The organism is Phyllobacterium sp. YR531, from assembly GCF_000282595.1.
Taxonomy (GTDB): domain Bacteria; phylum Pseudomonadota; class Alphaproteobacteria; order Rhizobiales; family Rhizobiaceae; genus Phyllobacterium.
The window spans coordinates 128,794-154,252 of the sequence record NZ_AKIZ01000037.1; the positions used below are offsets into that span (position 1 = coordinate 128,794).

The 25,459-nt window shown below is 53.0% G+C and carries 22 protein-coding genes and 1 tRNA gene; 10 read left to right on the plus strand and 13 right to left on the minus strand.

The features are described 5' to 3' along the window. Positions 1 to 11 precede the first annotated feature (11 nt). The 5 genes from cobG (at position 12) to purU (ending at position 5,177) form a co-directional block, all read left to right on the plus strand. On the plus strand, positions 12 to 1,394 hold the full coding sequence (gene cobG / locus PMI41_RS20455) for a precorrin-3B synthase (protein WP_081497178.1): 1,383 nt from the start codon (positions 12 to 14) through the stop codon (positions 1,392 to 1,394). Continuing rightward, a complete protein-coding gene (locus tag PMI41_RS20460) occupies positions 1,387 to 2,013 on the plus strand; it encodes a precorrin-8X methylmutase (RefSeq protein WP_008128052.1) in 627 nt (208 codons plus the stop codon). The genes cobG and PMI41_RS20460 overlap by 8 nt, the downstream gene beginning before the upstream one ends. After that, a complete protein-coding gene (locus PMI41_RS20465; RefSeq protein ID WP_008128054.1) occupies positions 2,013 to 2,753 on the plus strand; it encodes a precorrin-2 C(20)-methyltransferase in 741 nt (246 codons plus the stop codon). The genes PMI41_RS20460 and PMI41_RS20465 overlap by 1 nt, the downstream gene beginning before the upstream one ends. Next, entirely contained in the window at positions 2,750 to 4,165 is a 1,416-nt protein-coding gene (cobJ, locus tag PMI41_RS20470; RefSeq protein WP_008128056.1) for a precorrin-3B C(17)-methyltransferase, read from the plus strand. Before PMI41_RS20465 ends, cobJ begins: the two co-directional genes overlap by 4 nt. Positions 4,166 to 4,322: 157 nt before the next feature. After that, positions 4,323 to 5,177, plus strand: a complete 855-nt coding sequence (gene purU, locus PMI41_RS20475) for a formyltetrahydrofolate deformylase (RefSeq protein WP_008128058.1) — start codon at positions 4,323 to 4,325, stop codon at positions 5,175 to 5,177. 10 nt (positions 5,178 to 5,187) lie between these two features. Here purU and PMI41_RS20480 read toward each other — a convergent pair whose 3' ends face one another. Next, on the minus strand, positions 5,188 to 6,111 hold the full coding sequence (locus tag PMI41_RS20480) for a 2-hydroxyacid dehydrogenase (RefSeq protein ID WP_008128059.1): 924 nt from the start codon (positions 6,109 to 6,111) through the stop codon (positions 5,188 to 5,190). 176 nt (positions 6,112 to 6,287) lie between these two features. On the opposite strand from PMI41_RS20480, the gene PMI41_RS20485 reads away from it, so the two are divergent. Both PMI41_RS20485 and PMI41_RS20490 read left to right on the plus strand, forming a co-directional pair. Continuing rightward, positions 6,288 to 7,478 carry an alpha-hydroxy acid oxidase gene (locus tag PMI41_RS20485; RefSeq protein ID WP_008128060.1) on the plus strand — a complete coding sequence of 397 codons (1,191 nt, stop codon included), beginning with the start codon at positions 6,288 to 6,290 and terminating at the stop codon, positions 7,476 to 7,478. A 4-nt stretch (positions 7,479 to 7,482) separates the two neighbouring features. Continuing rightward, positions 7,483 to 8,127 carry a glycosyltransferase family 29 protein gene (locus PMI41_RS20490; protein ID WP_008128061.1) on the plus strand — a complete coding sequence of 215 codons (645 nt, stop codon included), beginning with the start codon at positions 7,483 to 7,485 and terminating at the stop codon, positions 8,125 to 8,127. Positions 8,128 to 8,161: 34 nt separating this feature from the next. Here the strand turns inward: PMI41_RS20490 and PMI41_RS20495 are convergent. Together PMI41_RS20495 and PMI41_RS20500 are read right to left on the minus strand one after the other, a co-directional pair. Continuing rightward, positions 8,162 to 8,236, minus strand: a tRNA-Glu gene (locus PMI41_RS20495). A 75-nt stretch (positions 8,237 to 8,311) separates the two neighbouring features. Further along, positions 8,312 to 8,710 carry a hypothetical protein gene (locus PMI41_RS20500; RefSeq protein WP_008128062.1) on the minus strand — a complete coding sequence of 133 codons (399 nt, stop codon included), beginning with the start codon at positions 8,708 to 8,710 and terminating at the stop codon, positions 8,312 to 8,314. Positions 8,711 to 8,752: 42 nt separating this feature from the next. On the opposite strand from PMI41_RS20500, the gene PMI41_RS20505 reads away from it, so the two are divergent. Together PMI41_RS20505 and rpoH are read left to right on the plus strand one after the other, a co-directional pair. Beyond that, a complete protein-coding gene (locus tag PMI41_RS20505) occupies positions 8,753 to 9,805 on the plus strand; it encodes an RluA family pseudouridine synthase (RefSeq protein WP_008128063.1) in 1,053 nt (350 codons plus the stop codon). Between the two features lie 221 nt (positions 9,806 to 10,026). After that, positions 10,027 to 10,938: an RNA polymerase sigma factor RpoH gene (gene rpoH / locus PMI41_RS20510; protein ID WP_008128064.1), complete on the plus strand. Its 912-nt coding sequence runs from the start codon at positions 10,027 to 10,029 to the stop codon at positions 10,936 to 10,938. Between the two features lie 50 nt (positions 10,939 to 10,988). On the opposite strand, the gene PMI41_RS20515 is transcribed toward rpoH, so the two are convergent. Together PMI41_RS20515 and PMI41_RS20520 are read right to left on the minus strand one after the other, a co-directional pair. Beyond that, entirely contained in the window at positions 10,989 to 12,596 is a 1,608-nt protein-coding gene (locus PMI41_RS20515; protein ID WP_008128066.1) for a hypothetical protein, read from the minus strand. A gap of 54 nt (positions 12,597 to 12,650) precedes the next feature. Continuing rightward, positions 12,651 to 13,943, minus strand: a complete 1,293-nt coding sequence (locus PMI41_RS20520) for an adenylosuccinate synthase (protein WP_008128068.1) — start codon at positions 13,941 to 13,943, stop codon at positions 12,651 to 12,653. 188 nt (positions 13,944 to 14,131) lie between these two features. Between PMI41_RS20520 and PMI41_RS20525 the strand changes: the two genes are divergently transcribed. Further along, on the plus strand, positions 14,132 to 15,043 hold the full coding sequence (locus PMI41_RS20525; protein WP_040856223.1) for a DMT family transporter: 912 nt from the start codon (positions 14,132 to 14,134) through the stop codon (positions 15,041 to 15,043). Here PMI41_RS20525 and PMI41_RS20530 read toward each other — a convergent pair. The 8 genes from PMI41_RS20530 to ybgF form a co-directional block, all read right to left on the minus strand. After that, positions 15,021 to 15,536 (minus strand): GNAT family N-acetyltransferase, encoded by a 516-nt coding sequence (locus PMI41_RS20530; RefSeq protein ID WP_008128071.1) that lies wholly within the window; start codon positions 15,534 to 15,536, stop codon positions 15,021 to 15,023. The genes PMI41_RS20525 and PMI41_RS20530 overlap by 23 nt on opposite strands. A gap of 15 nt (positions 15,537 to 15,551) precedes the next feature. Next, positions 15,552 to 17,147: a phosphoglycerate dehydrogenase gene (gene serA, locus PMI41_RS20535; protein ID WP_008128072.1), complete on the minus strand. Its 1,596-nt coding sequence runs from the start codon at positions 17,145 to 17,147 to the stop codon at positions 15,552 to 15,554. Positions 17,148 to 17,219: 72 nt separating this feature from the next. Further along, positions 17,220 to 18,395 carry a phosphoserine transaminase gene (locus PMI41_RS20540; RefSeq protein ID WP_008128073.1) on the minus strand — a complete coding sequence of 392 codons (1,176 nt, stop codon included), beginning with the start codon at positions 18,393 to 18,395 and terminating at the stop codon, positions 17,220 to 17,222. 166 nt (positions 18,396 to 18,561) lie between these two features. Further along, positions 18,562 to 19,335: an outer membrane beta-barrel protein gene (locus PMI41_RS20545; protein WP_008128074.1), complete on the minus strand. Its 774-nt coding sequence runs from the start codon at positions 19,333 to 19,335 to the stop codon at positions 18,562 to 18,564. 198 nt (positions 19,336 to 19,533) lie between these two features. After that, positions 19,534 to 20,877: a phosphoglucosamine mutase gene (gene glmM / locus PMI41_RS20550; protein WP_008128075.1), complete on the minus strand. Its 1,344-nt coding sequence runs from the start codon at positions 20,875 to 20,877 to the stop codon at positions 19,534 to 19,536. Positions 20,878 to 21,077: 200 nt separating this feature from the next. Next, entirely contained in the window at positions 21,078 to 23,009 is a 1,932-nt protein-coding gene (gene ftsH, locus PMI41_RS20555; RefSeq protein WP_008128077.1) for an ATP-dependent zinc metalloprotease FtsH, read from the minus strand. 93 nt (positions 23,010 to 23,102) lie between these two features. Continuing rightward, complete coding sequence (gene tilS / locus PMI41_RS20560) at positions 23,103 to 24,476, minus strand: tRNA lysidine(34) synthetase TilS (RefSeq protein WP_008128079.1); 1,374 nt, start codon at positions 24,474 to 24,476, stop codon at positions 23,103 to 23,105. Beyond that, positions 24,451 to 25,407, minus strand: a complete 957-nt coding sequence (gene ybgF, locus PMI41_RS20565) for a tol-pal system protein YbgF (RefSeq protein WP_008128080.1) — start codon at positions 25,405 to 25,407, stop codon at positions 24,451 to 24,453. The genes tilS and ybgF overlap by 26 nt, the downstream gene beginning before the upstream one ends. Positions 25,408 to 25,459 lie beyond the last annotated feature (52 nt).

The following is a 25,459-nucleotide window of genomic DNA, read 5'->3' on the forward strand; positions in this document are numbered from 1 at the left end:
CCATCAAAGCCATGAGCCTCGAATTGAAAAACGCACGCGAAACTTTAGTCCATGACCGGCGATGCGCCTGTCCAGGCTTGTTTCGCATGGCGCAGGCGCGCGATGGTGGTATATGTCGGGTAAAGCTGACTTTTGGCCAACTTACTTCAGATCAGGCGAGAGGAATCGCTGACGCATCCGAGCAATTTGGCAATGGGATTATCGACGTTACCAATCGGGCAAATGTGCAAATTCGCGGTGTTCAACCGCACAACGAGGATGCGCTGATCGATAGCTTGCTCGGACTTGGACTAGGGCCCTTAACGGACAAGGGCGATGACGTGCGCAACGTCATGATCAGCCCGTTTGCTGGAGCCGACAAAACGAGAGTCGACATCCGACCTCTTGCAACGAGTATCCTACGAGAATTGCAAACCAGTCCTATTTATCAAACGCTTTCGCCGAAATTCTGTATCTTTGTTGATGGCGGCGAAAATATTGCGATGGTCACCCATCCGCATGATGTCTGGTTAAGCCCGATCAACCCGGGAGACTTGGCATCGGATTACGCTTTCGGCATCGCGGGTGTTCCACCTGTGGATACGAGCGATCTTTCAACTCTGGGTATGGTCAGCGCAAATCAGACCTTCAAACTTGTTACTGCAATTCTTGATCTCTTTATCGAATGGAACCGCGATCACCCAGAAGCATCGCGTCTGCGTCATATGCTTGCTGATATTGGCAAAGAGAAATTTGTCGATTTAATCAAGCAGAAACTTGCTATTTCTCTGCAAGCTGCCCGCGTCAGAGAATGGCGTAGAACCTCACCAAAAGAAAACGGGCATCTCGGCATCGTGAGAACACCCAACCTCGAACATTGTACCGTTGGCGCAATGCCGTCACTTGGTCGCCTGAACCCCGATATGCTGCGCAACTTGGCCTCTATAGCTGACCGCTACAGTTCCGCGGCGTTGCAGCTGACACCCTGGCAGAGCATTCTTTTTTCCGGCGTCGCAAACGAACACGCTACCGCTGCGTGTGACGCGTTGCGCGTCTTGGGGCTCTCTACCAGTTCCCTCGAGCCCTTGGCCACAATGATAAGCTGTTCAGGGGCAGCGGGCTGCAAATCAGCGCTGGCATCAACGCAGTTGGATGGTATCAGGCTTGCCGCCCTCTTGGCTGGAAAAGCAGATATTCCGCAAATCCATCTTACTGGTTGCAGCAAGTCCTGCGCATCGCCTTTGGCGAAACCCGTAACACTCGTTGCAACCTCCGCGGGTCATTACGACATCTTTCTGCACGCGACCAATGGACCGTCGCGATTTGGCAAGCTATTGGCTAGCAATCGCACTATCGAAGAATCGGCCGATCTCATCGGCGCCAAATTCGGCTCCGGGGGGCCCTTACATGCTTGACTATATTCGCGATGGCCAAGCGATCTATGATCGCTCCTTCGCAATTATCCGTGCCGAAGCTGATCTGAGCGCTATTCCTGCAGATCTTGAAAAACTGGCCGTGCGTGTTGCCCACGCCTGCGGCATGGTTGATGTTATTCATGACCTTGCTTTCTCACAAAATGCTGCGACCGCGGGGCGCAATGCTTTACTCGCTGGCGCACCTATCCTCTGTGATGCCCGCATGGTTGCCGAAGGCGTGACACGCGCACGGCTGCCCCATAACAATCAGGTCATCTGCACGCTGAATGATCCTTCGGTAGCTGGATTGGCTGCCGAAATGGGCAATACCCGATCCGCAGCGGCGCTCGAACTTTGGCGACCCCATCTGGCGGGTGCTGTGGTTGCCTTTGGCAATGCTCCCACGGCTCTTTTCCGGCTTCTGGAAATGATTGAAGAAGGCGCTCCACGCCCGGCACTGGTGCTTGGCTTCCCTGTTGGCTTCGTGGGCGCGATGGAATCGAAAGTTGCACTCGCAGAGAATACCTATGGAATTCCCTTTGTTGTCGTTCATGGGCGGCGCGGCGGCAGTGCCATGGCGGCAGCAGCGATCAACGCGCTCGCGTCGGAGAAAGAGTAATGCCGGGCAAAGGAAGATTGTTCGGTCTGGGTGTAGGCCCGGGCGACCCCGAACTCATAACTCTGAAAGCCTTGCGCTTGCTCCAAGCTGCTCCGGTTGTTGCCTATCATGCCGCCAAGGGCAAGAAGGGCAATGCCCTGACCATCGTCGAGAAATATCTCAATGACAGCCAGTTGCTTGTGCCGCTGGTTTATCCCGTTACAACGGAAATATTGCCTGCCCATATGAATTATGAGGCAATTGTCAGCGATTTTTACAGCGAAATCACCGCCCTTCTGCGTACGCATCTTGATGCGGGATCAGATGTTGCTGTTATCGCTGAGGGCGATCCCTTTTTCTACGGCTCCTTCATGTATATTCATGATCGTCTGGCCTCAGAATATGAAACGGAAGTGGTGCCGGGGGTATGTTCAATCCTCGGCGGTGCCGCCGTTCTGGGGGCACCGCTGGTCTATCGCAACCAGACGCTCACAGTTCTTTCCGGCGTTCTGCCTTCTGACGAATTGAAGACGCGGTTGGCTGCAACCGAAGCTGCTGCGATCATGAAGCTCGGCAAAAACCTTGCCAAGGTTCGAGATGTTATTGCTGAGCTCGGCCTGATGGATCGGGCGCTTTATGTGGAGCGGGCGACGATGGACGCCCAGCGAATCATTCCGCTGACGGAAGTTGATCCCTCAACGTCACCCTATTTCTCGCTTATTCTGGTGCCTGGAGAAAAGTGGCAAGGCAACGGCGAATGACCTCTTCTCCAATCATTCTGGTCCTCTCGGCCTTGGGTTTGCAAACCGCAAGGCAAATCAAATCGGGCTTGGAAGACAGCATCATTTATGGCTTGAACACCCGTGTTGATGGTGCCGATGAGAGCTTTGAAAATTTCGGTGATACTGTCCGCCAGTTTTATCAGTCCGGTCACCCCATTATTGCACTCTGTTCAGCGGGAATTACAATCCGTTCCCTCTCTTCCATTCTGGAAAACAAGGGAGCCGAACCACCGGTTTTGGCTGTAGCGGATGACGGTAGTGCCGTCGTGCCGCTGCTCGGCGGGACAACTGGCGTCAATGTACTTGCGCGGCAGATTGCTGCCATTCTCGATGTACCGCCAGCGATCACGACGTCAGGCGAGCTTCGATTTGGCACTTGTTTGCTGAACCCGCCACCCGGAATCCAACTGAAGAACCCCGAAAAGGCAAAAACATTCATTGCAGACATGCTTGCCGGGAAAACCGTGCGTATCGAGGGTAACGCACCGTGGCTTGCAGATGCGCGATTACCCCTCGATGAAAATGGCGAGCTACTGATACGCGTAACATCAGGCAGCGCAGAGGCAGGCGAGAATGAACTTGTCTATCAATCCAGTTCTGACAATGAGCAAAGCCGTCCGCGCGGCAAGCTTACTGTCATAGGTCTTGGACCCGGCGATCCTGATTTCATGATTCCCGCAGTCAAACAGGCCTTGAAGCAGGCTCAGGACATCCTTGGCTACGAAACCTATATCCGTATGGCTGGCACTTTCCGTGCGAACCAGATCATTCATGCGACAGACAATCGCGAAGAAATGCAACGTGCCCGCCATGCTTTTGACCTTGCTGCAACAGGCCGGTCCGTGGTGATGATCTCATCGGGCGACCCGGGCGTTTTTGCCATGGCAACTGCAGTGATTGAAGCTTTGCATGAATCCGATAACCCTGCCTGGCACGATGTAGAACTGGAAATACTGCCGGGTGTTTCGGCGGCACTTGCCGCTGCAGGTAAAAGCGGTGCACCGCTCGGCCATGATTTTTGTATCATTTCCCTGTCGGACAATCTGAAGCCTTGGGAAATTATCGAAAAGCGTATCTCTCTGGCCGCTGAAGCCGACTTTGCTTTTGCCTTTTATAATCCAATCTCCAAGCCGCGGCCTTGGCAGCTACCACGTGCGATTGAGCTGCTCCGCCAGCACCGCAAGCCGGATACTCCCGTTGTTCTCGGCCGTGATATTGGCAGGCCTGCCGAGACCCTTCGAACGATCCGGCTGGGAGATTTGACGCCGGAACAGGTTGATATGCGTACAGTCGTCGTCGTTGGTTCATCCCTGACCCGCAGCTTTCCCAAGGCCGGCGGCGGGGATTGGACTTATACGCCACGTTGGTATGGCACCAAGCCCCACTCCTGAGATGGACTCATTCTACGGGGGTAAACGCCATGGCCGCCCTCAATGATGCCGGAAAAAGGACTGAGCACTTCGTTTTTGTGTCGACGCATTTTCCTGACGCACCCTATGATCCGGCACACTTGCCTAAGACAATTGAATGACGACAGACGGAGTTCCCATGCCAGACCAGAATTATGTCCTGACGCTCACCTGTGAAGACCGCCCGGGGATCGTTGCCTCTGTAACGACCGAGCTGGCAGGCATGGATGCAAATATTGCCGAAAGCAATCAATTCTGGGATCGCCAGACCAACCGTTTCTTCATGCGTATCGCATTCACCGCTGCTGAGGGTACATCCAAGGATGACGTCGAGCGCGCATTGAAGCCGGCTGTTTCTCGTTTCGACATGAAAACAAGCCTCATCGACCAGTCAAAGAAGCCAAAAATAATCATTATGGTCTCGCGCTTCGACCATGCACTGCTGCATCTGATTTACCAGATTAAAGTAGGTTGGCTTGATGCAGAGGTTGCCGCCATTGTCTCCAACCACGAGGATAGCCGGCGCTTTGCGGAGCATGAGGGCATCCCCTATCATGTGCTTCCAGTTTCGAAGGATAACAAGAAAGAGCAGGAAGATGCCCTGCTCAAGATCGTCAAGGATACAGGCGCTGACCTCGTAATCCTTGCACGCTATATGCAGGTTCTTTCCGACAATCTATCAAAGCGGCTGTTCGGCAAGGTTATCAATATCCACCACTCGTTCCTGCCAAGCTTCAAAGGCGCGAAGCCATACCATCAGGCCTTTGAGCGCGGCGTGAAGCTTATTGGTGCAACGGCGCACTACGTGACACCGGATCTCGATGAGGGTCCTATCATTGAGCAGGAAACCGAACGGGTTACCCACGCCATGAGCGCCGAAGATTTTGTGGCCACGGGCCGCGACATTGAAAGCCGCGTGCTGGCACGCGCGGTCAAGAAGCATCTTGAATCACGCGTCATGCTCAACGGCCACAAGACTGTAGTCTTCGGATAATATTTCGGGGCTATTTGGCCGCGAAGTAATTATCGAGATTGGAGACAACCCGGTCAGCCATGGCTTTGCGGGTCTCAACCGTGGCACTGCCCATATGCGGCTGCAGGACCACATTATCCAATGCGAACAGCTCAGTTGGGGCGTTAGGCTCATCGACAAACACGTCGAGCCCTGCGCGCCCAAGCTTCTTCGACTTCAACAACTCTACTAAGGCAACTTCGTCCACGACGGTGCCACGAGCAACGTTGATGAAGGTTCCCTGCGGTCCAATCGCCTGCAGGACTTCGCGGGAAATAACGCCCTGCGTTGCATCACCACCCGGCAAAATGGCAATAAGCGCCGCGCAGTCTCCGGCCATCTCAACCAGATTTTCATAATGCCTGAATGGGACATCGGGCTTCTTGTTGCGCGTGTGATAGACGACTTCACAGCCAAAGGCCAAGAGCTTGTCGGCGATCACACTACCGATGCGTCCCAACCCTACAAGACCGACTTTCTTGCCTTCAATACCGAGTGCGAGAGGAGCTGCCTCGCCCTTGGCCCAACGGCCTTCCCGGACAAAACGATCATTGGCAACGATATCTCTTGTCGAAGCAAGCAGAAGCGTGATCGCCATATTTGCCGTGTCCTCATTAAGTACATCCGGCGTATTGGCGATCTTTATGCCCTTTTTGTTGGCATAGGCAACGTCAAGAGAATCCGTACCAACGCCGAAAGATGAGACAATCTTCACCGCCGTCAAAAGGTCGATCATGTCGGCCTTCAGTCCCGTAAACGTACTGGTTACGGCTGCTTCAAAGCGCCCGGCATTGGCTTGCAGAAAGCCCAATGCATCTTTTTCTTCATACAGCTTTTCAATCTCATATTTCTTGCCCAGTTCCTCAATGAGATAGGGCATGAGTGGTCCGAGAATGAGAAGGGGCTGTTTTGGCATGGGAGCGAATCCTGTGGAGCATTGGTAAGAATGGCAGCGAACCATAACGATGTTTCAAAGGCAATGACAAACCATTTACTCGTGAAGCACCCACTCGTATATGATTATGCATGCAAGGGCCTTGCCTCAAAAGGCCATTCATATGAAAACAACACCACAACTATAGCGGGATGATCATGGCAAAGAATTTGGAAATAGCCGACTTGAAAAAAATCGCGCAGCGCCGCGTTCCAAAAATGTTCTTTGATTATGCAGACTCCGGCGCCTGGACCGAAAGTACCTACCGCGCCAATGAAGAGGATTTCGCCAAAATCCAGCTGCGCCAGCGTGTTGCCGTCGACATGACTGACCGAACGCTTGAGACCACGATGGTGGGTCAAACGGTATCAATGCCGGTTGCTCTAGCCCCGACAGGTTTGACAGGCATGCAGCACCCCGATGGTGAAATGCTGGCAGCTCAGGCGGCTGAAGAATTCGGCGTTCCGTTTACATTGTCTACTATGAGCATTTGCTCCATTGAGGACGTTGCATCGGTCACCAAGAAGCCTTTCTGGTTTCAGCTCTACGTCATGCGTGATCGTGACTTCATCTATAATCTGATCGATCGTGCGAAAGCTGCCAAATGTTCCGCGCTGGTGCTTACACTCGACCTGCAAATCCTAGGACAGCGGCACAAAGACATTCGCAATGGCCTTTCCGCGCCGCCCAAAATGACACCTGCATTTCTTTGGCAGATGATGACCCGCCCGCAATGGTGCATGGGCATGCTCAAAACAAAGCGCCGTAGCTTCGGCAATATTATTGGTCATGCCAAGGGTGTGGAAAACATGTCTTCGCTCGGGGTCTGGACTGCAGAACAGTTCGATCCCCGCCTCTCCTGGAACGACGTCGCATGGATCAAGGAACGTTGGGGCGGCAAGCTTATCATCAAAGGCATTCTTGACGTTGAAGATGCAAAGATTGCTGCAGCCACCGGCGCCGATGCAATTATCGTTTCCAACCATGGTGGCCGACAATTGGATGGCGCACCATCGTCAATTTCCGTACTCGCAGAAATCGTCGATGCTGTTGGCGACAAGATAGAAGTGCTGTTTGATGGTGGCATACGTTCCGGCCAAGACGTTCTGAAAGCATTGGCAATTGGTGCAAAAGGCACATTCATTGGCCGCGCGTTTCTCTATGGTCTGGGCGCTGGAGGCAAGGCTGGCGTAACGGAGGCTTTAGAGATCATCCGTAAAGAGCTCGACATTACCATGGCCCTGTGCGGCGAACGGGATGTGAAAGTTCTCGACCGGAACAATCTGTACAAAAGCGGCCTCGAAACCAAACCGCGCATGTCCCAGGTCAAAAAAAAGAAAACTGGCTGATTAAATGACAAGTTCATCCGAGGCGGTAAAACGGATTGTTATCGTCGGCAACGGGCCTGTTGAACCCGGCCTGGCTGACGCCATTGATCGTGCCGATCTCGTGATCCGTTTCAACGAAGCGAATATTCAGCCAGACTTGACCGGCACCAAGACCGATATTCTTTTTCTAATGAACTCCGGTAAGTCCATGCAGGCGCGGCTGGAAACGCCAGCCTATTGGCAGGAACCATTTGTACTGGATGCGAAGGAGATTATTCTCCCTTACCACCCCTCCATAGTGAAGCACTATCATCCAAGGCCAAACTTTCTGTCACGCATCAAAGGTCGAAAAGCTGACTGGACAGCGGAAACACTTAAAAAGATTGAGGCGCTTGGAAAGAAGGCAACCATAATTTCCGCTGATTTCTACTACGAGACCTGTCGCATACTTGATATTTCTCAAAGCGAACTCAACAGTGTTTTCCCCAGCTCAGGGCTACTTGCAATTCGGTATACGATTGAAACGTTTCGGCTGGATTCAACCCGGGTCGAGTTTTGCGGCTTTAGCTGGCAGGGCTGGAAAAGACACTCTTGGGGCAACGAACAGCGCTGGGTTGATGAACAGGTCAACCTCGGCAAATTATCGCCGCTCCTGCCAAGGGCAGGTTGAGCATAACTGGGTCAGCTAACGTTTCGAAGAGTTTTGGTACGCCCAAGGGGAATCGAACCCCTGTTTGCGCCGTGAGAGGGCGCCGTCCTAACCGCTAGACGATGGGCGCATCGCAGTATGTGGCGGGTATAATCAAGGCAGGCGAAAAGTGCAATGGCCATTTGCGACCATGGCACTCTATTGGCTAATTACCATCAGCCTCGGCAATACGCGCGATCACACGCTTGGTCGCAACGTCGTAGAGGAGGATCTGGCGAGTGCCATTGGCAAGTCGGGTTTCCAGCGAAAGCGTATTATCCGAAAGATTGTGCGAGAGAATCCGGGTTCCCGGGTCAAGCGTGATAGACTCGCCTGCCAGTGCCGCCCCGAGAGGCTGGCCCGGTGAAGCAACACTTGGCGCAGACGCAACATCTTCCACCGGCTGGTTAATCTTGTAGACAATGGCGGCAAGCACCGCCATAAGACCAATGACCATAATACCGATGGACACAGCAAGCAGCCGGATCATCTTGCGGCGGACCCGCTCCATAGCCGGGTCAAGGGGCTGTTCATCGCCATCCAGGTCTGGATTAATATTTGCCATGCAAGGCATCTCCGAGGTTAGAACGCAGTTCCACATCCAGCTATGAGCGGACGCGGCGCGGTAGGCCTCTGTAACGAAGGGACTAGGTTTTTGAAAGCGCTAATTACCGATAACGATGCTGCCGGCAAGCGTCTTGATGCTTGGTTGTCTGCTCAACTGGCGCCTGACCTTTCCCGAAATCGCATCCAATCTCTGATAAGCAGCGGCCAGGTCACAATTGACGGCAAAGTCGTCAGTGAGACCAAACACAAACTTCGCGACGGGATGAACATAGAGATCATCGTTCCGGAACCGGAAGACGCTACGCCAACAGGTGAAGATATTCCGCTGGACATTCTTTATGAAGACACCGATCTGGTTGTTATCAACAAGCCGGCAGGCCTCGTCGTGCATCCCGGCAATGGCAATTGGACGGGCACGCTCGTCAACGCGCTCATCCACCATTGCGGCGATACGCTTTCTGGAATTGGTGGCGTTAAGAGACCGGGGATTGTTCACCGGCTCGATAAAGAAACCAGTGGCGTGATCGTCGTGGCCAAGAATGATCTTGCTCATCGGCATTTGAGTGCACAATTTGCCGATCATGGCCGTACTGGAGACCTTGAACGCGCTTATCTTGCCATCGTCTGGGGTACGCCTGATAGAACGACTGGCACTATAGATGCGCATTTGGGGCGCTCACACCGCGACCGGACCAAACAGGCTATCGTTCATGAGGAGCGCGAAGATGCACGGCACGCTGTCACGCACTTTGAAGTGCTGGAGCGTTTCGGCGCGCGTGAAGACTCAACAGCGCTGGCATCCCTGATTGAATGCCAACTGGAAACGGGCAGGACTCATCAGATTCGCGTACACATGACCCATATTGGCCATCCACTTGTTGGCGATATGGAGTATGGCGGAGCGTATAAAACCAAAGCGAACAAATTCGATGAGCCATTGCAGTCCATCGTCAAAGGCTTCGACCGTCAGGCACTTCACGCGCGACTGCTGGCGTTCGAACACCCCACAACAGGCGAGATCATGCGGTTTGAAGCTCCGCTGCCGGAAGATATGTTCAAACTGCTGCAAGCCTTTCGCGGGTACAAACACTAGGGAACCATTATCAGTTTTGTGCGTTTAGGCGGGTGCACGTAATATGACCTGATTGTTCACATTTATGTGACGCTTTGTTTCATGTCGAAATGCACCGTGTTTTTGACAAAATGATACCTATATATGCATAGCATTAATCTGCTCGCGCCAATGTTTTGGGCGGGCAGTTGCTGCGAACCTGCCGATAATGGAGGTTCATTTCAAACGAGGAGGGGTGCTCTGTGGCCCAAAATCTTCCAAGTATTCTAGGCGGTGACGGCGGTCTTACCCGTTATCTTGAAGAAATCCGTAAGTTTCCAATGCTTGAACCGCAGGAAGAGTACATGCTCGCCAAGCGGTATCTTGAGCATACTGATGCGAAAGCCGCACATAAGCTGGTGACCAGCCATCTGCGTCTCGTTGCGAAAATCGCAATGGGCTATCGCGGTTATGGCTTGCCGATAGGCGAAGTCATATCTGAAGGCAATGTTGGCTTGATGCAGGCTGTCAAACGCTTCGAACCGGAGCGGGGTTTCCGTTTGGCGACTTATGCCATGTGGTGGATCAAGGCATCCATTCAGGAATATGTCCTGCGCTCCTGGAGCCTAGTCAAAATGGGCACAACTGCCAATCAAAAGCGCCTGTTCTTCAACCTGCGTAAGGTGAAGAGCAAGATTCAGGCGCTAGATGATGGCGATCTGAACCCTGAACAGGTCAAGGAAATCGCAACGCGACTGAGCGTATCCGAGGATGAAGTGGTTTCGATGAACCGCCGTCTTTCCGGCGATGCATCATTGAACGCGCCGATCCGGTCCTCCGATGGCGAAGCTGGTGGCGATTGGCAGGATTGGCTGGTCGATGATCATGATAGTGCTGAAACCATGCTAATCGAACAGGACGAGCTGGAAAACCGCCGTGAGATGCTCTCCGGTGCCATGTCATCCCTGAATGAACGCGAACGCCGGATTTTCGAGGCACGCCGATTGGCAGACGATCCGATCACACTTGAGGACTTGTCGACCGAATTCGGCATCAGCCGCGAGCGTGTCCGGCAGATCGAAGTTCGCGCTTTTGAAAAGGTTCAGGATGCCGTCAAGGCTGCTGCTATTCGTCAGCAGAAGGCCTTGGTTTCCGGCGGTGCTGACGCACGCTGAAGGCTCCCGCACTAAAAAAAGGCCGCTTCAAGCGGCCTTTTTTGTATCTATTAACCGCCAGCTTTGGCTGCCCATGACTTGAGCACTTCATCAAAGGCGCGCTCACCCGGCAAGCCTTTTTCGAGTGTAATCAGAGCACGGCGTCCAGTCTTGTAAGCTATCGGAATATCGATCCAGGACATACGACGCATAAGCGAAGTATTTGTATCGACTGCGGTTTTGGCATCATTCATGGCGATGATGAAGAAGTTATCGGCGATCTTTGCCGGTATCGCAACGAGCGGGCTACCCGGCGCTTCTTCCCTGTCCTTGAATGTCATGCGCGAAACATTATCGATGGAGCCACCGGCAAAACCTTCAGGCACTGTGAAAATCATCTCGATGAGATGGCTTGCCGGCAGGGTCTTGTCACCATTGCGGCGAATGATCATGCGCAGCTTGATCGCAAGTTCCGGAATATTCACCTCAGCGCGTATTGCAGGTTCTGGCGGTAGATCATTGCCAGGAGATTCCTGCACAACAGACCAGACGACACCGCCCTCTTCACGACGTTGGGCATCTTGACCCGAACGTTCTTCATAAAAGAATGCTTTCTGGCCAATCGGCAAGGCTGCCGGCGGCTGGGTCTGTCCCGCCGGTTGCTGACCTGGTGCTGCCGGTTGAGCAGCCGGGTCTGAAGTTGACGTGGCTACCGAGGTTCCTTCACCGACTGAAGGTGTGTCATTGGCACGGCCGGGATCAATTTCCTGACCATCGGGAAGTAGCCTTTGAGTGAGCTTGGGCTCGCCTTTTGGCTCTGTCGAATTTGGTGCAGCCGTAGGTGTAGCTGCTGGCTGAGCCGGTTTGACAGGCTGCTGAGGCGTTGGCTGTGTCGCCGCTGTCTGGGTCGGCTTTGGAGCGGGAGTTGGTTCGCTGCTGCTTGTAAGGCTGACAATATAATCTTTAGCGGCGCTCGCCTGTTTCGAGATATCATCCCTCCAAGTATAGCCCGCATAGGCAACGCCTGCGACAACCGCAAGCAATGCCGCTATGCTGATAAGCGGCACAAGAGACCGCTTGGGTTCCGGCTGCTTGAGCGGCCCGCGTGTATAGACACCGTAATCACTGCGTGAATCGTCGTCACCACCACGTACCCCAAAGCCTTCGTCGTCGATCGCATCGCGCGATAAGTTTGAACGTTCGGGAGCGCCTACTGAAAAATCCTCTTCTTCTGGCCCTGCACTTGGTTTGCTCCTGTCCTGGCTGGACAGGAAATCTTCAAGAGCATCCGGTTGTGTTTCGATAGGCACAAATGGAGGCGTGGCTGCAGGTTCGCTTCTCGTCCACGACGGCGCGGGTGTTGGTGTTGGCTCCGCCTTAGCGACTGGCGGCGGTGGCGCAACAACTACCTCGGGAACCGTTGGGGGTGGCGCAACCGGCAATGGCTCCGGTACCGGCGCTATGTCTTCGTCAGCCGGTGCAAAACTGGCTTCGACCTCAGAAATTGCATCGTCAAGCGCAGCAATCTGACGCTTTGCTACAGCTTCAGGCGCATTCAGCGTGACTAGTTTCTGCTCAATCGTTGCGCGAGCTTTTGCGTACACACGTTGACGGAGCTCGGGAGTTGGGTCCGCAAGCCCGTCAATTGTCTTTCTCAATACTGCAACGAAATCTGCCATTCACCCAAACCTATGGTTTTGTTGTGAGATTAACCTCAAGCCACATGCGCGACTCTAATCATGAAACGGATCGGTAACAAGTATGGTATCGTCCCGTTCCGGGCTTGTAGACAAAAGTGCGATCGGAGCACCGATCAATTCTTCTACATAGCGGACATATTTTATCGCCTGTGCAGGCAGTTCGCTCCAGCTGCGCGCGCCAGCTGTCGTGTCCTTCCAGCCTTCCAGCGTTTCATAGACCGGCTTGACACGTGCCTGCTGGCCTTGACCCGCTGGAAGATAGTCAATGACTTCGCCATCAAGTTCGTAACCAGTACAGACCTTGATCTCATCAAGACCATCCAGCACATCAAGCTTTGTAAGCGCGATACCGCTGATGCCATTATTGGCAACCGCTTGACGCACCAAAACAGCATCGAACCAGCCGCAACGACGCTTGCGTCCCGTCACCACACCGAATTCATGTCCACGCTGGCCGAGGAATTCACCAACCTCATTCTGCTGTTCTGTCGGGAATGGGCCCTCACCTACACGCGTCGTATAGGCCTTGGTGATGCCAAGCACATAGTGAAGTGAACCCGGTCCAATACCAGAACCTGCTGAAGCCTGACCTGCAACTGTGTTGGACGAAGTCACAAATGGATAGGTCCCGTGGTCAATATCGAGCAGGGTCCCCTGCGCTCCTTCGAAAAGGATTCGCTCGCCTGCCCGCTTTTTCTGGTCGAGCACGTACCAGACTCGGTCCATGAATGGCAGAATATGAGGGGCAGCATCATTTAGCTCAGCAAGAAGCTTCGCGCCGTCAACTTCTTCGATGCCAAGCCCGCGACGCAGCGGATTGTGGTGAGCCAACAGACGCTCAATCTTTGCAGGCAGCGTATCAGGGTCAGCAAGATCAAGGACATGAATGGCACGGCGGCCGACCTTGTCTTCATAAGCAGGACCGATGCCGCGTCCGGTCGTACCAATCTTGGTGCCGGAGTTTGAAGCCTCGCGCTGCCTGTCCAGCTCGCCATGAATGGACAGGATAAGCGTTGTATTTTCGGCAATCTTCAGCGTCTCAGGCGTTATGGTAACACCCTGCGCTTCCAGTTTCGCCTTTTCCGCGATGAAAGCATGCGGATCAAAAACTACGCCATTTCCGATTATCGAGAGTTTGCCCGGGCGAACGACACCGGATGGCAAAAGCGACAGCTTGTAGGTGACGCCATCGACGACAAGTGTATGACCGGCATTGTGACCGCCTTGAAAGCGAACGATGATATCAGCCCGTTCTGAAAGCCAGTCGACAATCTTGCCTTTGCCTTCATCACCCCATTGCGAACCGATTACGACAACGTTTGCCATTCAAAACTCCTTGAGCCGAATCCTCAATAACGCATTTTGCTTAAATGCGGTGCTTCTATACAGGCTGGTTTTAAAAAGCGCGACTATTCTTTGCGCTTTGCACGCGACTATTTAGCTTTCTGTTGCGAATAAATCTAATGTTGAACCAAACGGTTGTAGCAATCGATAAAACAGAAAAGCTGATCCCTATGCATCGCACCGCCTATATCTACCTTTTAATCACGGCTTTCCTGTGGGGCGGCAATGCTGTTGCTGGTAAATTTGCCGTCGGACATGTTTCTCCAATGCTTTTGACCGTGTTGCGATGGCTTTTTGCTTTTCTGATCGTCGTCGCGTTTAGCAACCGTCAGTTGCAGCAAGATTGGCATGTTCTTCGCAAGCATCTGGTGCTGCTAGCGGCGCTTGGGGGATTTGGGTTCACCGTGTTCAACATGGCTCTTTACAGTGCGCTGAATTACACCTCAGCGATCAATGTTACCATTGAGCAGGCGGGTATTCCTATGGTGATCTTCATCGCAAACCTGCTGCTTTTTGGAACCAAAGTCCGCCTTGGCCAGATCTTCGGCTTCAGTCTTTCACTTATTGGCGTTGCTCTAACGGCTGGTCACGGCAGCCTTGCAAACCTTTCAAGCCTGAAAGTCAATTTTGGTGATGCGCTGATGCTGATCGCTATACTTGTCTATAGTGGATATACGGTCGCATTGCGTTTTCGCCCTGAGATCAATTGGCAAAGCCTTATGGCGGCAATGACATTTTTTGCCTTTTTGACCGCAGTTCCGTTTGCGATTTGGGAATGGAACACCGGAGCTGCAGTGCTTCCGGATACAACCGGTTGGGCCGTCATCATTTATACGGCAGTGTTACCCTCTATCGCCGCACAGGTGCTTTTCATTAAGGGCGTTGAATATATCGGCGCAAATCGGGCCGGGCTCTTCATTAATGCCGTGCCAATATTCGGTACTTTTCTTGCAGTATTTCTACTCGGTGAAGCGTTCCAACCTTACCACGCAGTTGCTTTGGTGCTCGTCCTTGGCGGCATCTGGATTGCAGAGCTGAGTGGCCGCAAGCATGCTGCTCTCAGCGCAGATGCCGCACCATGAAACGCGCATCATCCGAGTAGGTACGCAGTTTTGTTTCCAGCTCGGGCCGGTCATCGGGTAAAAATCCCTGTTTCTGCCAAAACCCGGTTGAGCCGTTGACCGCTATAAGCGACATCGTCGTAAACTTCGAATTTTGTGCATGATCCGCGAGAATTGATACGATCTCCCGCGCAGCACCAGTACCACGGGATTGCGGCATCAAAGCTATATCGTGGAGGTAATATGTGCTGTGTTGGTCCGGAATCTCGCCAAGCAAACTGTTAAGCGCTGGCATGGTATAGAGACGCCAGGGGTGAGTGATCGCATATCCGATCAAACGCCCATCTTTGTCTTGAAGAACATGGCATCCATTTGGATAAAGCGCGAGACGCTCCTGATAAACAGCATCTGCCTCAAAGAAATCCGTATGAATGATACTTGCCATGGCGCTGACAGAGGCAAGATCACTTACCTCCATCGGGCGCCATTGCAATATTTTTGAACCTGCTGCCATGAATGGCTTCTACAATCAGGAAACGTCAAACTCCAGTGGCTTGGCTGAAACAATCGCTTTGTTGTCGATCAATTCCTGCAAAACGCCATCTGGGATGCGCTCATCAAGGTAAAGCAAGGCGATAGCGTTGCCACCCGGATGATCCCGCCCGAGCGAGAAGTTGGCGATGTTAACCCCATTTTTTCCGCAGATTGTACCAAGGGTACCGATCATGCCCGGCGTGTCATTATTGGTCGTGTAGAGCATGTGCTGGCCAACCTCAGCATCAAGGTTGATCCCCTTGATCTGAATGAACCGCGCCTTACCATCAGAGAAGCAGGTTCCGGCAATCGAACGGGTCAGCGAAGCAGTTTTAACTGTCAGCTTTATATAGCCATCAAAAACCCCGGATTTATCGCGGCGCACTTCAGAAAGCACGATCCCGCGTTCTTTAACCATGATTGGCGCAGACACCATGTTCACATCGGCTACCTGCGGACGGATCAGACCAGCCAAAGCCGCGCTGATCAATGCACGTGTGTTCATAGCGGCTGTAGAACCGTCGAAAAGCACCTCCACTTCTTCGATTGGTTCTTCCGTCACCTGACCGACAAAAGCACCCAATACTTCAGCCAGCTTGACGAATGGCTTGAGCCGAGGTGCTTCCTCTGCAGTGATAGAAGGCATGTTTATCGCGTTCGAAACAGCACCCTTGACCAGATAATCCGACATCTGCTCCGCAACCTGAAGAGCAACATTTTCCTGCGCTTCGCTGGTGGACGCACCAAGGTGCGGCGTGCAGACAACATTGGGAAGATGGAACAGTTCGTTTTCCGTAGCCGGTTCAACTTCGAAAACGTCAATGCCAGCGCCGGCAACTTTGCCAGATTTCAAAGCAGCGACCAGATCTTTCTCTACAATCAGGCCACCCCGTGCACAATTGATGATACGAACGCCATCTTTCATCTTGGCGATAGCATCGGCGTTGATGATGCCGCGCGTCTTGTCCGTCATTGGTGTGTGGAGGCTGATGAAGTCTGCACGGGCAAAAAGCTCTTCCAGTTCGACCTTCTCAACACCGAGTTCCTCGGCACGGCCTTCCGACAGGAAGGGATCGAACGCCACCACGTGCATTTTAAGACCGACACCGCGCGTGGCAACGATGGAGCCGATATTGCCGCAACCGATAACACCAAGAGTCTTACCGGTAATCTCGACGCCCATGAAGCGGTTCTTTTCCCACTTACCAGCCCGCGTCGATGCGTCGGCCTCGGGCAATTCACGTGCAATGGCAAACATCAGCGCTACAGCATGTTCCGCTGTCGTGATTGAGTTGCCGAAAGGCGTGTTCATCACGATGATACCGCGGCGCGAAGCTGCTGGAATATCAACATTGTCGACGCCGATACCGGCGCGCCCGATCACCTTCAGGTTCTTGGCAGCGGCAATCAGCTTTTCAGTGACCTTGGTCGCAGAACGGATCGCAAGACCGTCATATTGAGCGATAACCTCAAGTAGCTTGTCTTTGTCTTTACCCAGATCAGGCAGGTAATCAACTTCCACACCACGATCTTTGAATATCTGTACGGCTGTCGGAGAAAGTTTATCGGATACGAGTACGCGTGGTGCCATAATGGCCTCCATCTTTGAAATAGAATGATTGAATGGAAATGGCCGCATGCTGGCGGCCACCACTGAAAGGGATCAGGCAGCTTGTTTCAATGCGGCTTTCTGCGACTGGAATGCCCAGTCGAGCCACAAGGTCAAGGCCTGGAGATCAGACGCCTCTACAGTTGCACCAGCCCATATACGCAGGCCTGATGGTGCATCACGGTAAGCCCCGATATCGAAGGCAACGCCTTCCTTCTCGAGCACGGCAACAAGATTCTTGGCAAAGGCCGCTTGGGCATCCGCATCAAGAGCCGTGATTTCGGGGTCAATGATTGTCAGGCAAACCGACGTGTTGGAGCGTGTTGCGGGAACAATTGCAAGATTGCCCAGCCAAGGCGATTTTTCAACGAATGCGTCCAGCACCGCGAAATTCGCATCGGCTCTGCCGACAAGCCCATCAAGCCCACCAATGGATTTCGCCCAGTTCAATGCGTCCAGATAATCCTCAACGCACAGCATTGATGGCGTATTGATTGTCTCACCAGCGAAAATGCCTTCGATTAACTTTCCGCCGGATGTGAGACGGAAAATCTTCGGCAAAGGCCATGCAGGCTTATAGGTCTGGAGGCGCTCGACAGCACGCGGACTCAAAATGAGCATGCCATGTGCGCCCTCACCGCCAAGCACTTTCTGCCATGAGAAAGTCACGACATCGAGCTTGTCAAAGTCCAGACGTTGGGCAAATGCAGCAGATGTCGCATCGCAAATAGTCAGACCTTCGCGATCAGCCGGAATGAAATCGCCATTAGGAACACGCACACCGGAAGTCGTGCCATTCCATGTAAAAACTACGTCGCGGTCGAAATCAATTTTGGAAAGGTCTGGGAGCTCGCCATATCCAGCCTCAATAAGACGGGTGTCGGAGAGCTTCAACTGCTTCACAACGTCTGTGATCCAGCCTGCGCCAAAGCTTTCCCAGGCAACCATATCAACGCCGCGCTCACCGAGCAGCGACCAAAGCGCCATTTCCACAGCGCCGGTGTCAGAAGCAGGTACGATACCTATGCGATAATCAGCCGGAACCTGCAGAATTTCGCGGGTAAGATCGATCGCCTGTTTCAGCTTCGTCTTGCCAACCTTGGCTCGATGCGAACGACCAAGCGGTGCGTCGACGAGCGCTTGGAGCGACCAGCCGGGGCGTTTGGCACAGGGACCTGATGAAAAATTGGGGTTAGCCGGGCGCTGCGCCGGCTTTGAAAGCGTCGTCATGTTTTCTCCTATCCTCTCAGATAGCTCGCCTCTCGTTGGGGAGAGGTGGCCCACTGCGGGGATTAGGAGAAATGTCGTTGGCAGTCAAGAAATATGTTCGTGTGCGACACAAAAGACAAAACGGCGGATCCTGCGATCCACCGCTTTGTTGATATCATTTGATTTATCAGAATGCGTAACGAACGCCGAGCTTGAAATCGTGAGAGGTGATGTCCTTGAACTTCACAGACTCATCACGATTTGATCCGTCATTATTGTAGAATGTGCCGGTTCTCGCATCACCAAGATCAACATAGCTGTAGCCAAGGTCGATTGTAACGCGGTCAGTAGCTTTGATGCCGACACCGGCATGCAACGCCCATGCGAGATTCCATTCTGATTCGCTGCCGGCATAACCACCGCCGCCCGTGACAACATTCACGTCCCGGAAGCCCGAGATTGTATTGCGGGATGCACCGATACCAGCACCTACATATGGCGTTATACCGGCATAGGTGCCAAGGTCAGCATAGGCATTGGCAAGGAACAGCCATTCAGATTTTTTGGCGCGATAATCGTTTGTGCCATTATCGCCACCACCGGGAATACCATCCGTGTCGTAGTAGTCCTGAGCGTCGAACTTTGTCTTGCCGCGATATTGTGCCGTTACGTCAGCACGAAGCCAATCATTGAACTGATAGCCGACACCAATCTGGCCCGTCATCCCAGCATCGAAATCACCATCATTGTTCCAACCGAAATCGCCTGGTTCTGAAAAAGCCGAATAGGTCAGTTTATCCAAACGCTGATTGCTCATGCCCAGATCGCCGCGCAAGTACCAGCCACCGAATTGCTGCACTTCGACGATCGGTGCTTCCTGAATATCAGCCGCATATACCGGGGCAGCACCCAGGCACAGAAGCGCTGCGCTCAAAGCAGCATATTTGTTAAAGGTGCTCATTTCCGTTTCCCTCATAGGCCCAAAATCATCGCAGCGGATGCCACCAACAGTTGTGAGTCCCAATATGAGCGGAAAAAGTTAAATCACGCTTAACCGTGTTTATTCACCATATCTATTAACGTTAACAGATTCTCACGCATGCAAAGGGCAATAAAAAGGGCCCGCGAGGACCCTCTTAAATTGCAATTGCGACTGGTACTACGCAGCCGATGAAATCACGGAGATGATATCATTGACCACAGCTTCTACCAGCTTGCGGTCGTCCCCTTCCGCCATAACGCGGATCAGGGGTTCGGTGCCTGACGGGCGAATAACGAGACGGCCGGATGTGCCCAGACGTCCACGCGCATCATCTATGGCGCTTTTTACCTGCTTGTTCTCAAGTGGCTTGGTGCCGGTCGTCCGCACGTTCTTCAGAAGCTGCGGAACAGGGTCAAACTTGCGGCAAACTTCGCTGACCGGCTTTTCCAACTGCTGAACAACAGCCAGAATTTGCAAAGCAGAAACAAGGCCATCCCCGGTCGTTGAGAAATCTGAAAGCACGATGTGTCCCGATTGTTCACCACCGATGTTGAAACCATGATTGCGCATATGCTCAACCACATAACGGTCGCCTACCTGCGTGCGTGCCAATGTCAGGCCACGGTCACCGAGAAATCGCTCAAATCCAAGGTTGGACATGATGGTCGCAACAACGCCTCCACCGATGAGACGGTCTGATTCCTGCCATGACTGGGCAATAACCGCCATCAGCTGATCGCCATCAATGATCGCACCATTTTCATCGACAATGAGCACCCGGTCCGCATCGCCGTCCAGTGCAATGCCGATATCGGCCCGCACTTCATGAACCTTCTTGATAAGACCCAAAGGATGCGTAGAGCCGCAATCTTCGTTAATGTTTCTGCCGTTCGGTTCGTTGTTTATGGTAACAACATCAGCGCCAAGCTCCCACAACGCAGCGGGCGCTACCTTATATGCGGCGCCATTGGCACAATCGACAACGATGCGCAGGCCAGACAGGGAAATATTCTTCGGCATGGTGCGCTTGGCAAATTCAATATAGCGATAGATATCGCCGTCAACACGCTTTGCACGCCCTAGAGCTTCAGACGAAGAAAGGCGATCTGTCAGATTCTCATCCATCAACCGCTCGATTTCGAGTTCGATCGTATCCGAAAGCTTGAAACCATCCGGTCCAAAGAGTTTGATACCATTATCCTGAAACGGATTATGCGACGCCGATATCATAACGCCGATATCCGCACGCAAGGACCGGCACAGCATCGCTACGGCGGGCGTTGGAATTGGCCCCAGAAGGAAAACGTCCATTCCGGTCGAAGTGAAACCAGCCACCAAGGCATTTTCGATCATATAGCCGGAAAGCCTCGTATCTTTGCCGATAACAACGCGGTTGCGGTGCTCACCGCGTTTGAAAGCAAGACCGACAGCCATGCCGACTTTCATGGCGATATCGGGAGTCATGGGATAGGCGTTTGCCTGTCCGCGAATACCATCGGTGCCAAAATACTTGCGAGCCATGTACGTTATCCAGTTGTTGCGATGCGCAGGCGTGTGAAACGACTACGATTACTCTGCTTGAATCGGTCTTGCTTATTGCAGAAGAACATCTCTTTCGCAGTTCACAAATTGTGTGACGATTATACTAAATTCTGAACCATGAACAATTCGTGCAAAAGCGGCCGGTTTTCACCAGCCGCTTTTTATGATTGTTGCTGTGGTCAGGATTGGGGCTGAGGCTCCAAGCCCTTGTCAGGTTCATCACCCTTGCGAGGCTTCTTCGCACCGGCTTTCGGTACAGCCGACCCACGCGAGGGCGGTGTATCGTCCCCAAGATCGCGTGCAGGCTTGTTGCCAGCCATCAACGCCTTGATCTCTTCGCCACTCAGGGTTTCATATTCCAGAAGACCTTCTGCAATCGCGATCCATTCCTTCTTCTTTTTTGTCAGAATGGTACGAGCGGCACTGTAAGCATCATCAATCAGCTTGCGAACTTCCGCGTCGATCAGCTGCGCCGTTTCTTCCGAAACATTCTGTGTGCGGGCAACCGAGTGACCAAGGAACACTTCTTCCTGGTTTTCGCCGTAGGCAACCTGTCCAAGCTTGTCGGAGAAGCCCCACCGCGTCACCATCGCACGGGCGAGCTTTGTTGCCTGCTCGATGTCGGACGACGCGCCGGAAGTGATGTTTTCCTTGCCGAACTTGAGTTCTTCGGCAATTCGGCCACCCATCATGATTGCCAGACGCGAAATCATCCACTTGTAGCTCATCGAATAGCGATCCGCTTCGGGTAACTGCATCACCATACCCAATGCACGGCCGCGAGGAATGATCGTCGCCTTATGCAAAGGATCGGCAAGAGCCACGTTCAGTGCAACAATGGCATGACCAGCTTCGTGATAGGCAGTCAGTTCTTTTTCTGCCTGCGTCATCGCCGTGGAGCGGCGTTCAGCACCCATCATGATCTTGTCTTTTGCGTCTTCAAACTCCTGCATGGTTACAAGGCGTTTGTTGCGCCGCGCAGCCATGAGAGCACCTTCATTGACAAGATTCATCAGGTCGGCACCTGAGAAGCCAGGCGTACCACGCGCCAGAACCTTAAGATCGACATTCGGCGCCAAAGGTACGTTACGGACGTGAACCTTGAGAATCTTCTCACGTCCTGAAACATCCGGATTCGGAACAACAACCTGACGGTCAAATCGGCCCGGACGCAACAATGCTGGGTCAAGAACGTCTGGACGGTTGGTCGCTGCGATGAGGATGACACCTTCATTCGCCTCAAAACCATCCATTTCGACCAGCAACTGGTTCAATGTCTGTTCGCGTTCGTCATTGCCACCGCCGAGACCGGCACCGCGATGACGACCGACCGCATCGATTTCGTCGATGAAGATAATGCACGGAGCATTCTTCTTGGCCTGTTCGAACATGTCACGGACACGGGAAGCACCCACGCCAACAAACATTTCCACGAAATCCGAACCCGAAATCGTAAAGAACGGCACATTTGCTTCACCGGCGATAGCACGGGCAAGCAGGGTTTTACCGGTGCCGGGCGGTCCAACGAGCAGGACACCACGTGGGATACGCCCACCGAGACGCTGGAATTTTTGAGCATCACGCAGAAACTCGACGATTTCTTCGAGATCTTCCTTGGCCTCATCGACACCGGCCACATCCTGGAATGTCACGCGGCCATGCGCTTCCGTCAAAAGCTTGGCTTTCGACTTGCCGAAACCCATGGCACCACGCGAACCGCCCTGCATCTGGCGCATGAAGAAAATCCACACGCCAAGGATAAGGATCATGGGCAACCAGGAAATCAGCATGCCAACCAGTGAAGTCGACCCGTCGGATTCAGGACGTGCAGCAATCTGCACATTCTTGCTTTCCAGACGGCCAACAAGACCGGGATCACCAGGTGAATAGGTTTGGAAATTTGCGTTATTGTCAGAATACGTGCCCGTGATGCGATCGCCGGTGATCGTCACCGACTTCACGCGTCCGCTGTTCACATCCGTGATGAATTGCGAATACGGCACATCACTGGAAGCTGAACGCGACGCAGGGCTTTGGAAAAGATTGAACAACGCGATCAGGAGCAAGGCTATTATCGCCCACAGCGCGAAGTTCCGGTAGTTAGGATTCATGTCAGGTCCCATCAATTGCACCCGCAAACGCGGAATTTGCATGTAACATAGGTTCGAAGCGCGCCCTTGCCAAGGCTGGCGTTCGACTTCAGCTCAATTCTTGTTAATCTGGTTTACAGGAGAACGCTTGTAAGCCTGCATTTTAAACATCATAGCTATGCATTGTGCCAGTAATTCGTCGTATCCGACGAGAATATTATCAAACAACCCAAAATGGCGCTCAATTATCACTCCTTCAGGCAATTTACCGTGATCATCAAAAACCTGAAGGCAGTCGGCTCCATTTACAACGATGACCGGGCTGGATAGCGCCGATGGTCCGTAAACATCCTTCAAACGATCCTTCAGCTGACCAAGTCGCCGGGCACCACAGGCCTCGATAACCAGAGGCTGCCTGCTTCCGTTCGCTACCCTATATCGACCGTCCCAGACTACAGACACTCCCGGCTCAACATTTACCGCTGGAATTGATCGCATTTCCCGATAAATCAGGATTTTTCCACTTCTCATTTCGATAATGCAGCGGCCAAGAGACAATTTACGATGCCATGTCGTCTCCTCTATAAACTTCAGAGCCCTTTTACAGGCTGTTGCCGCAGGCAGGAAGGACTGGCCGCCCATGACAGCAAGCAGCACGCCAACGGCCAGCTGCTGAATCTCAGGCTTGAGCAAGCCCCATCTCCTGTGATCAATCTCTGCCACAATGCCTCGAGTGATTGTCACGCAGCCCGGTAATGTCTCCGCGACCTCCGCATTGATACGCACCCGGTCTGATGCCCTTTCCCTGATTTCGCGACAGAACGGCGTCAGATCGTTTCCCATGATCGTTTTTCGAACCCGAACGCGCTCATATTTTGAGCTTTCATTTGACGGGTCATCACGCCATGCAATGCCCAGTCTGCGCAAATAGCTCCGCAACTCTTCACGACGCATGTTCAGTAGTGGCCGCAATAGCCAGACCTGCCGCTCCAACAAACTTGCTGGTGCCATACCAGCCTGCCCGCGTTCACTGCCGCCGCTCTTGGAGCGCGCAGAACGCATGATGAATGTTTCGGCTTGGTCATCCAATGTATGGCCGGAGAATATCATACCTGCACCCACGCTGCGTGCAGCATCACACAAAAGCTTGTAACGCGCTTCACGTGCCTTGGCTGAAACAGCCGTTCCGGGTTTCTCTCCCTGCCACTGCAATATCCGATGATTTATATTGGCCTGCCGGCAAAGTTCGCCGACATAATCCGCTTCATCACGGGATTCCCTCCGCAGCCCATGATCGATCGTTACGGCAAGTATTTCCGGAAACGAGTTGCGTGATGCGCGATATTCCAGAAGCAAATACAGCAAAGCGAGAGAATCGCTCCCGCCAGATACGGCAACAACGATTGATTGCACCCCATCAAAGTCGATTGCAGAGAAAATGCCGTTCAGATCGATGGATTTTTCAGCACTTGTTGGCAGCACGCTCATTCTTCACGCGCTCTTTGATCGCTGCCGAAATATTCGGATATCTGGATGTAACCGATGCGAATGTCGCACAGGCCACATCATGATCCTTCATCTTTCCTAATGTCATGCCCAGTTTGAGCAGGTTTTCCGGACTTTTCTTCGAATCGGGAAATTGTTTGTGATTATCAAGAAACACCGATGCAGCCTGCTGATAACGGCCTTGGCCATAAAGGGATTCTCCAAGCCAGTATCGTGCATCAGGATCAGCGGGATCATTGGGGAAACGATCCACATGGCTGCGGAACGCGGCCTCGGCACTGCGATAATCGCCTGAGAGGAACAGTTGATATGCCTGGCTATACAAAGCCTTGGGATCGTCAGTCTGAGGCAGAGCGGCTACTGTTGTGTTATCTGCCTCGACGTTTTCGTTGCGCGTACCACCGATTACGTTGCCATTGGCATCAAATTGAATCTGCCCGAGTGTTTGCGGCGGTACACCGAAAACTGAATCGTTGGAAGGTTCAACCTGTGGGTCAATAGCAGCGGAATCGGTGGAGGCATCTGTCGATGCCTCCGTATTGTGCGGCGTGCGTGGAGCTTCGGCGACCGTCCGGTCGCCTTTGCCGCCTGCGTCAGAACGCTTGCCTTTTTCGAGCTCCTGAAACCGGAACTCATTGTCGTCCTGGACTTTCCGCATCTGCTCCTGCATCTGCAAAAGCTGGAAATTCAGTTCTTCAATCTTGCCGGTCAGCTGCCTGATCTGCTCTTCCAGCTGACTGACGCGCGGATCGCCTGCCTGAGCCATGAGAATAGGTGCGTCCATGCTACCGACGGCTGCCTTGGGTGCTGAAGGGAAGAACCCGCCGCCGCCGCTAGCCGCATGGCTTGCGCCGGTCGCCAGGAATGGCACCACCGTCATCGCCAATACGAAACTCTTCAATCGTTTGTTCATTCCTTACCGCCCCTGATATGGGAATTTAACACTGCAACCTTTTGCAGCAGCC

What these genes read in the sequence shown, in the direction of transcription:
- cobG (WP_081497178.1), top strand. Translation starts at nt 12, where the DNA reads ATGAGCCTCGAATTGAAAAACGCACGCGAAACTTTAGTCCATGACCGG.
- PMI41_RS20460 (WP_008128052.1), top strand. Translation starts at nt 1,387, where the DNA reads ATGCTTGACTATATTCGCGATGGCCAAGCGATCTATGATCGCTCCTTC.
- PMI41_RS20465 (WP_008128054.1), top strand. Translation starts at nt 2,013, where the DNA reads ATGCCGGGCAAAGGAAGATTGTTCGGTCTGGGTGTAGGCCCGGGCGAC.
- cobJ (WP_008128056.1), top strand. Translation starts at nt 2,750, where the DNA reads ATGACCTCTTCTCCAATCATTCTGGTCCTCTCGGCCTTGGGTTTGCAA.
- purU (WP_008128058.1), top strand. Translation starts at nt 4,323, where the DNA reads ATGCCAGACCAGAATTATGTCCTGACGCTCACCTGTGAAGACCGCCCG.
- PMI41_RS20480 (WP_008128059.1), bottom strand. Translation starts at nt 6,111, where the DNA reads ATGCCAAAACAGCCCCTTCTCATTCTCGGACCACTCATGCCCTATCTC.
- PMI41_RS20485 (WP_008128060.1), top strand. Translation starts at nt 6,288, where the DNA reads ATGGCAAAGAATTTGGAAATAGCCGACTTGAAAAAAATCGCGCAGCGC.
- PMI41_RS20490 (WP_008128061.1), top strand. Translation starts at nt 7,483, where the DNA reads ATGACAAGTTCATCCGAGGCGGTAAAACGGATTGTTATCGTCGGCAAC.
- PMI41_RS20500 (WP_008128062.1), bottom strand. Translation starts at nt 8,710, where the DNA reads ATGGCAAATATTAATCCAGACCTGGATGGCGATGAACAGCCCCTTGAC.
- PMI41_RS20505 (WP_008128063.1), top strand. Translation starts at nt 8,753, where the DNA reads ATGAGCGGACGCGGCGCGGTAGGCCTCTGTAACGAAGGGACTAGGTTT.
- PMI41_RS20515 (WP_008128066.1), bottom strand. Translation starts at nt 12,596, where the DNA reads ATGGCAGATTTCGTTGCAGTATTGAGAAAGACAATTGACGGGCTTGCG.
- PMI41_RS20520 (WP_008128068.1), bottom strand. Translation starts at nt 13,943, where the DNA reads ATGGCAAACGTTGTCGTAATCGGTTCGCAATGGGGTGATGAAGGCAAA.
- PMI41_RS20525 (WP_040856223.1), top strand. Translation starts at nt 14,132, where the DNA reads ATGCATCGCACCGCCTATATCTACCTTTTAATCACGGCTTTCCTGTGG.
- PMI41_RS20530 (WP_008128071.1), bottom strand. Translation starts at nt 15,536, where the DNA reads ATGGCAGCAGGTTCAAAAATATTGCAATGGCGCCCGATGGAGGTAAGT.
- serA (WP_008128072.1), bottom strand. Translation starts at nt 17,147, where the DNA reads ATGGCACCACGCGTACTCGTATCCGATAAACTTTCTCCGACAGCCGTA.
- PMI41_RS20540 (WP_008128073.1), bottom strand. Translation starts at nt 18,395, where the DNA reads ATGACGACGCTTTCAAAGCCGGCGCAGCGCCCGGCTAACCCCAATTTT.
- PMI41_RS20545 (WP_008128074.1), bottom strand. Translation starts at nt 19,335, where the DNA reads ATGAGCACCTTTAACAAATATGCTGCTTTGAGCGCAGCGCTTCTGTGC.
- glmM (WP_008128075.1), bottom strand. Translation starts at nt 20,877, where the DNA reads ATGGCTCGCAAGTATTTTGGCACCGATGGTATTCGCGGACAGGCAAAC.
- ftsH (WP_008128077.1), bottom strand. Translation starts at nt 23,009, where the DNA reads ATGAATCCTAACTACCGGAACTTCGCGCTGTGGGCGATAATAGCCTTG.
- tilS (WP_008128079.1), bottom strand. Translation starts at nt 24,476, where the DNA reads ATGAGCGTGCTGCCAACAAGTGCTGAAAAATCCATCGATCTGAACGGC.
- ybgF (WP_008128080.1), bottom strand. Translation starts at nt 25,407, where the DNA reads ATGAACAAACGATTGAAGAGTTTCGTATTGGCGATGACGGTGGTGCCA.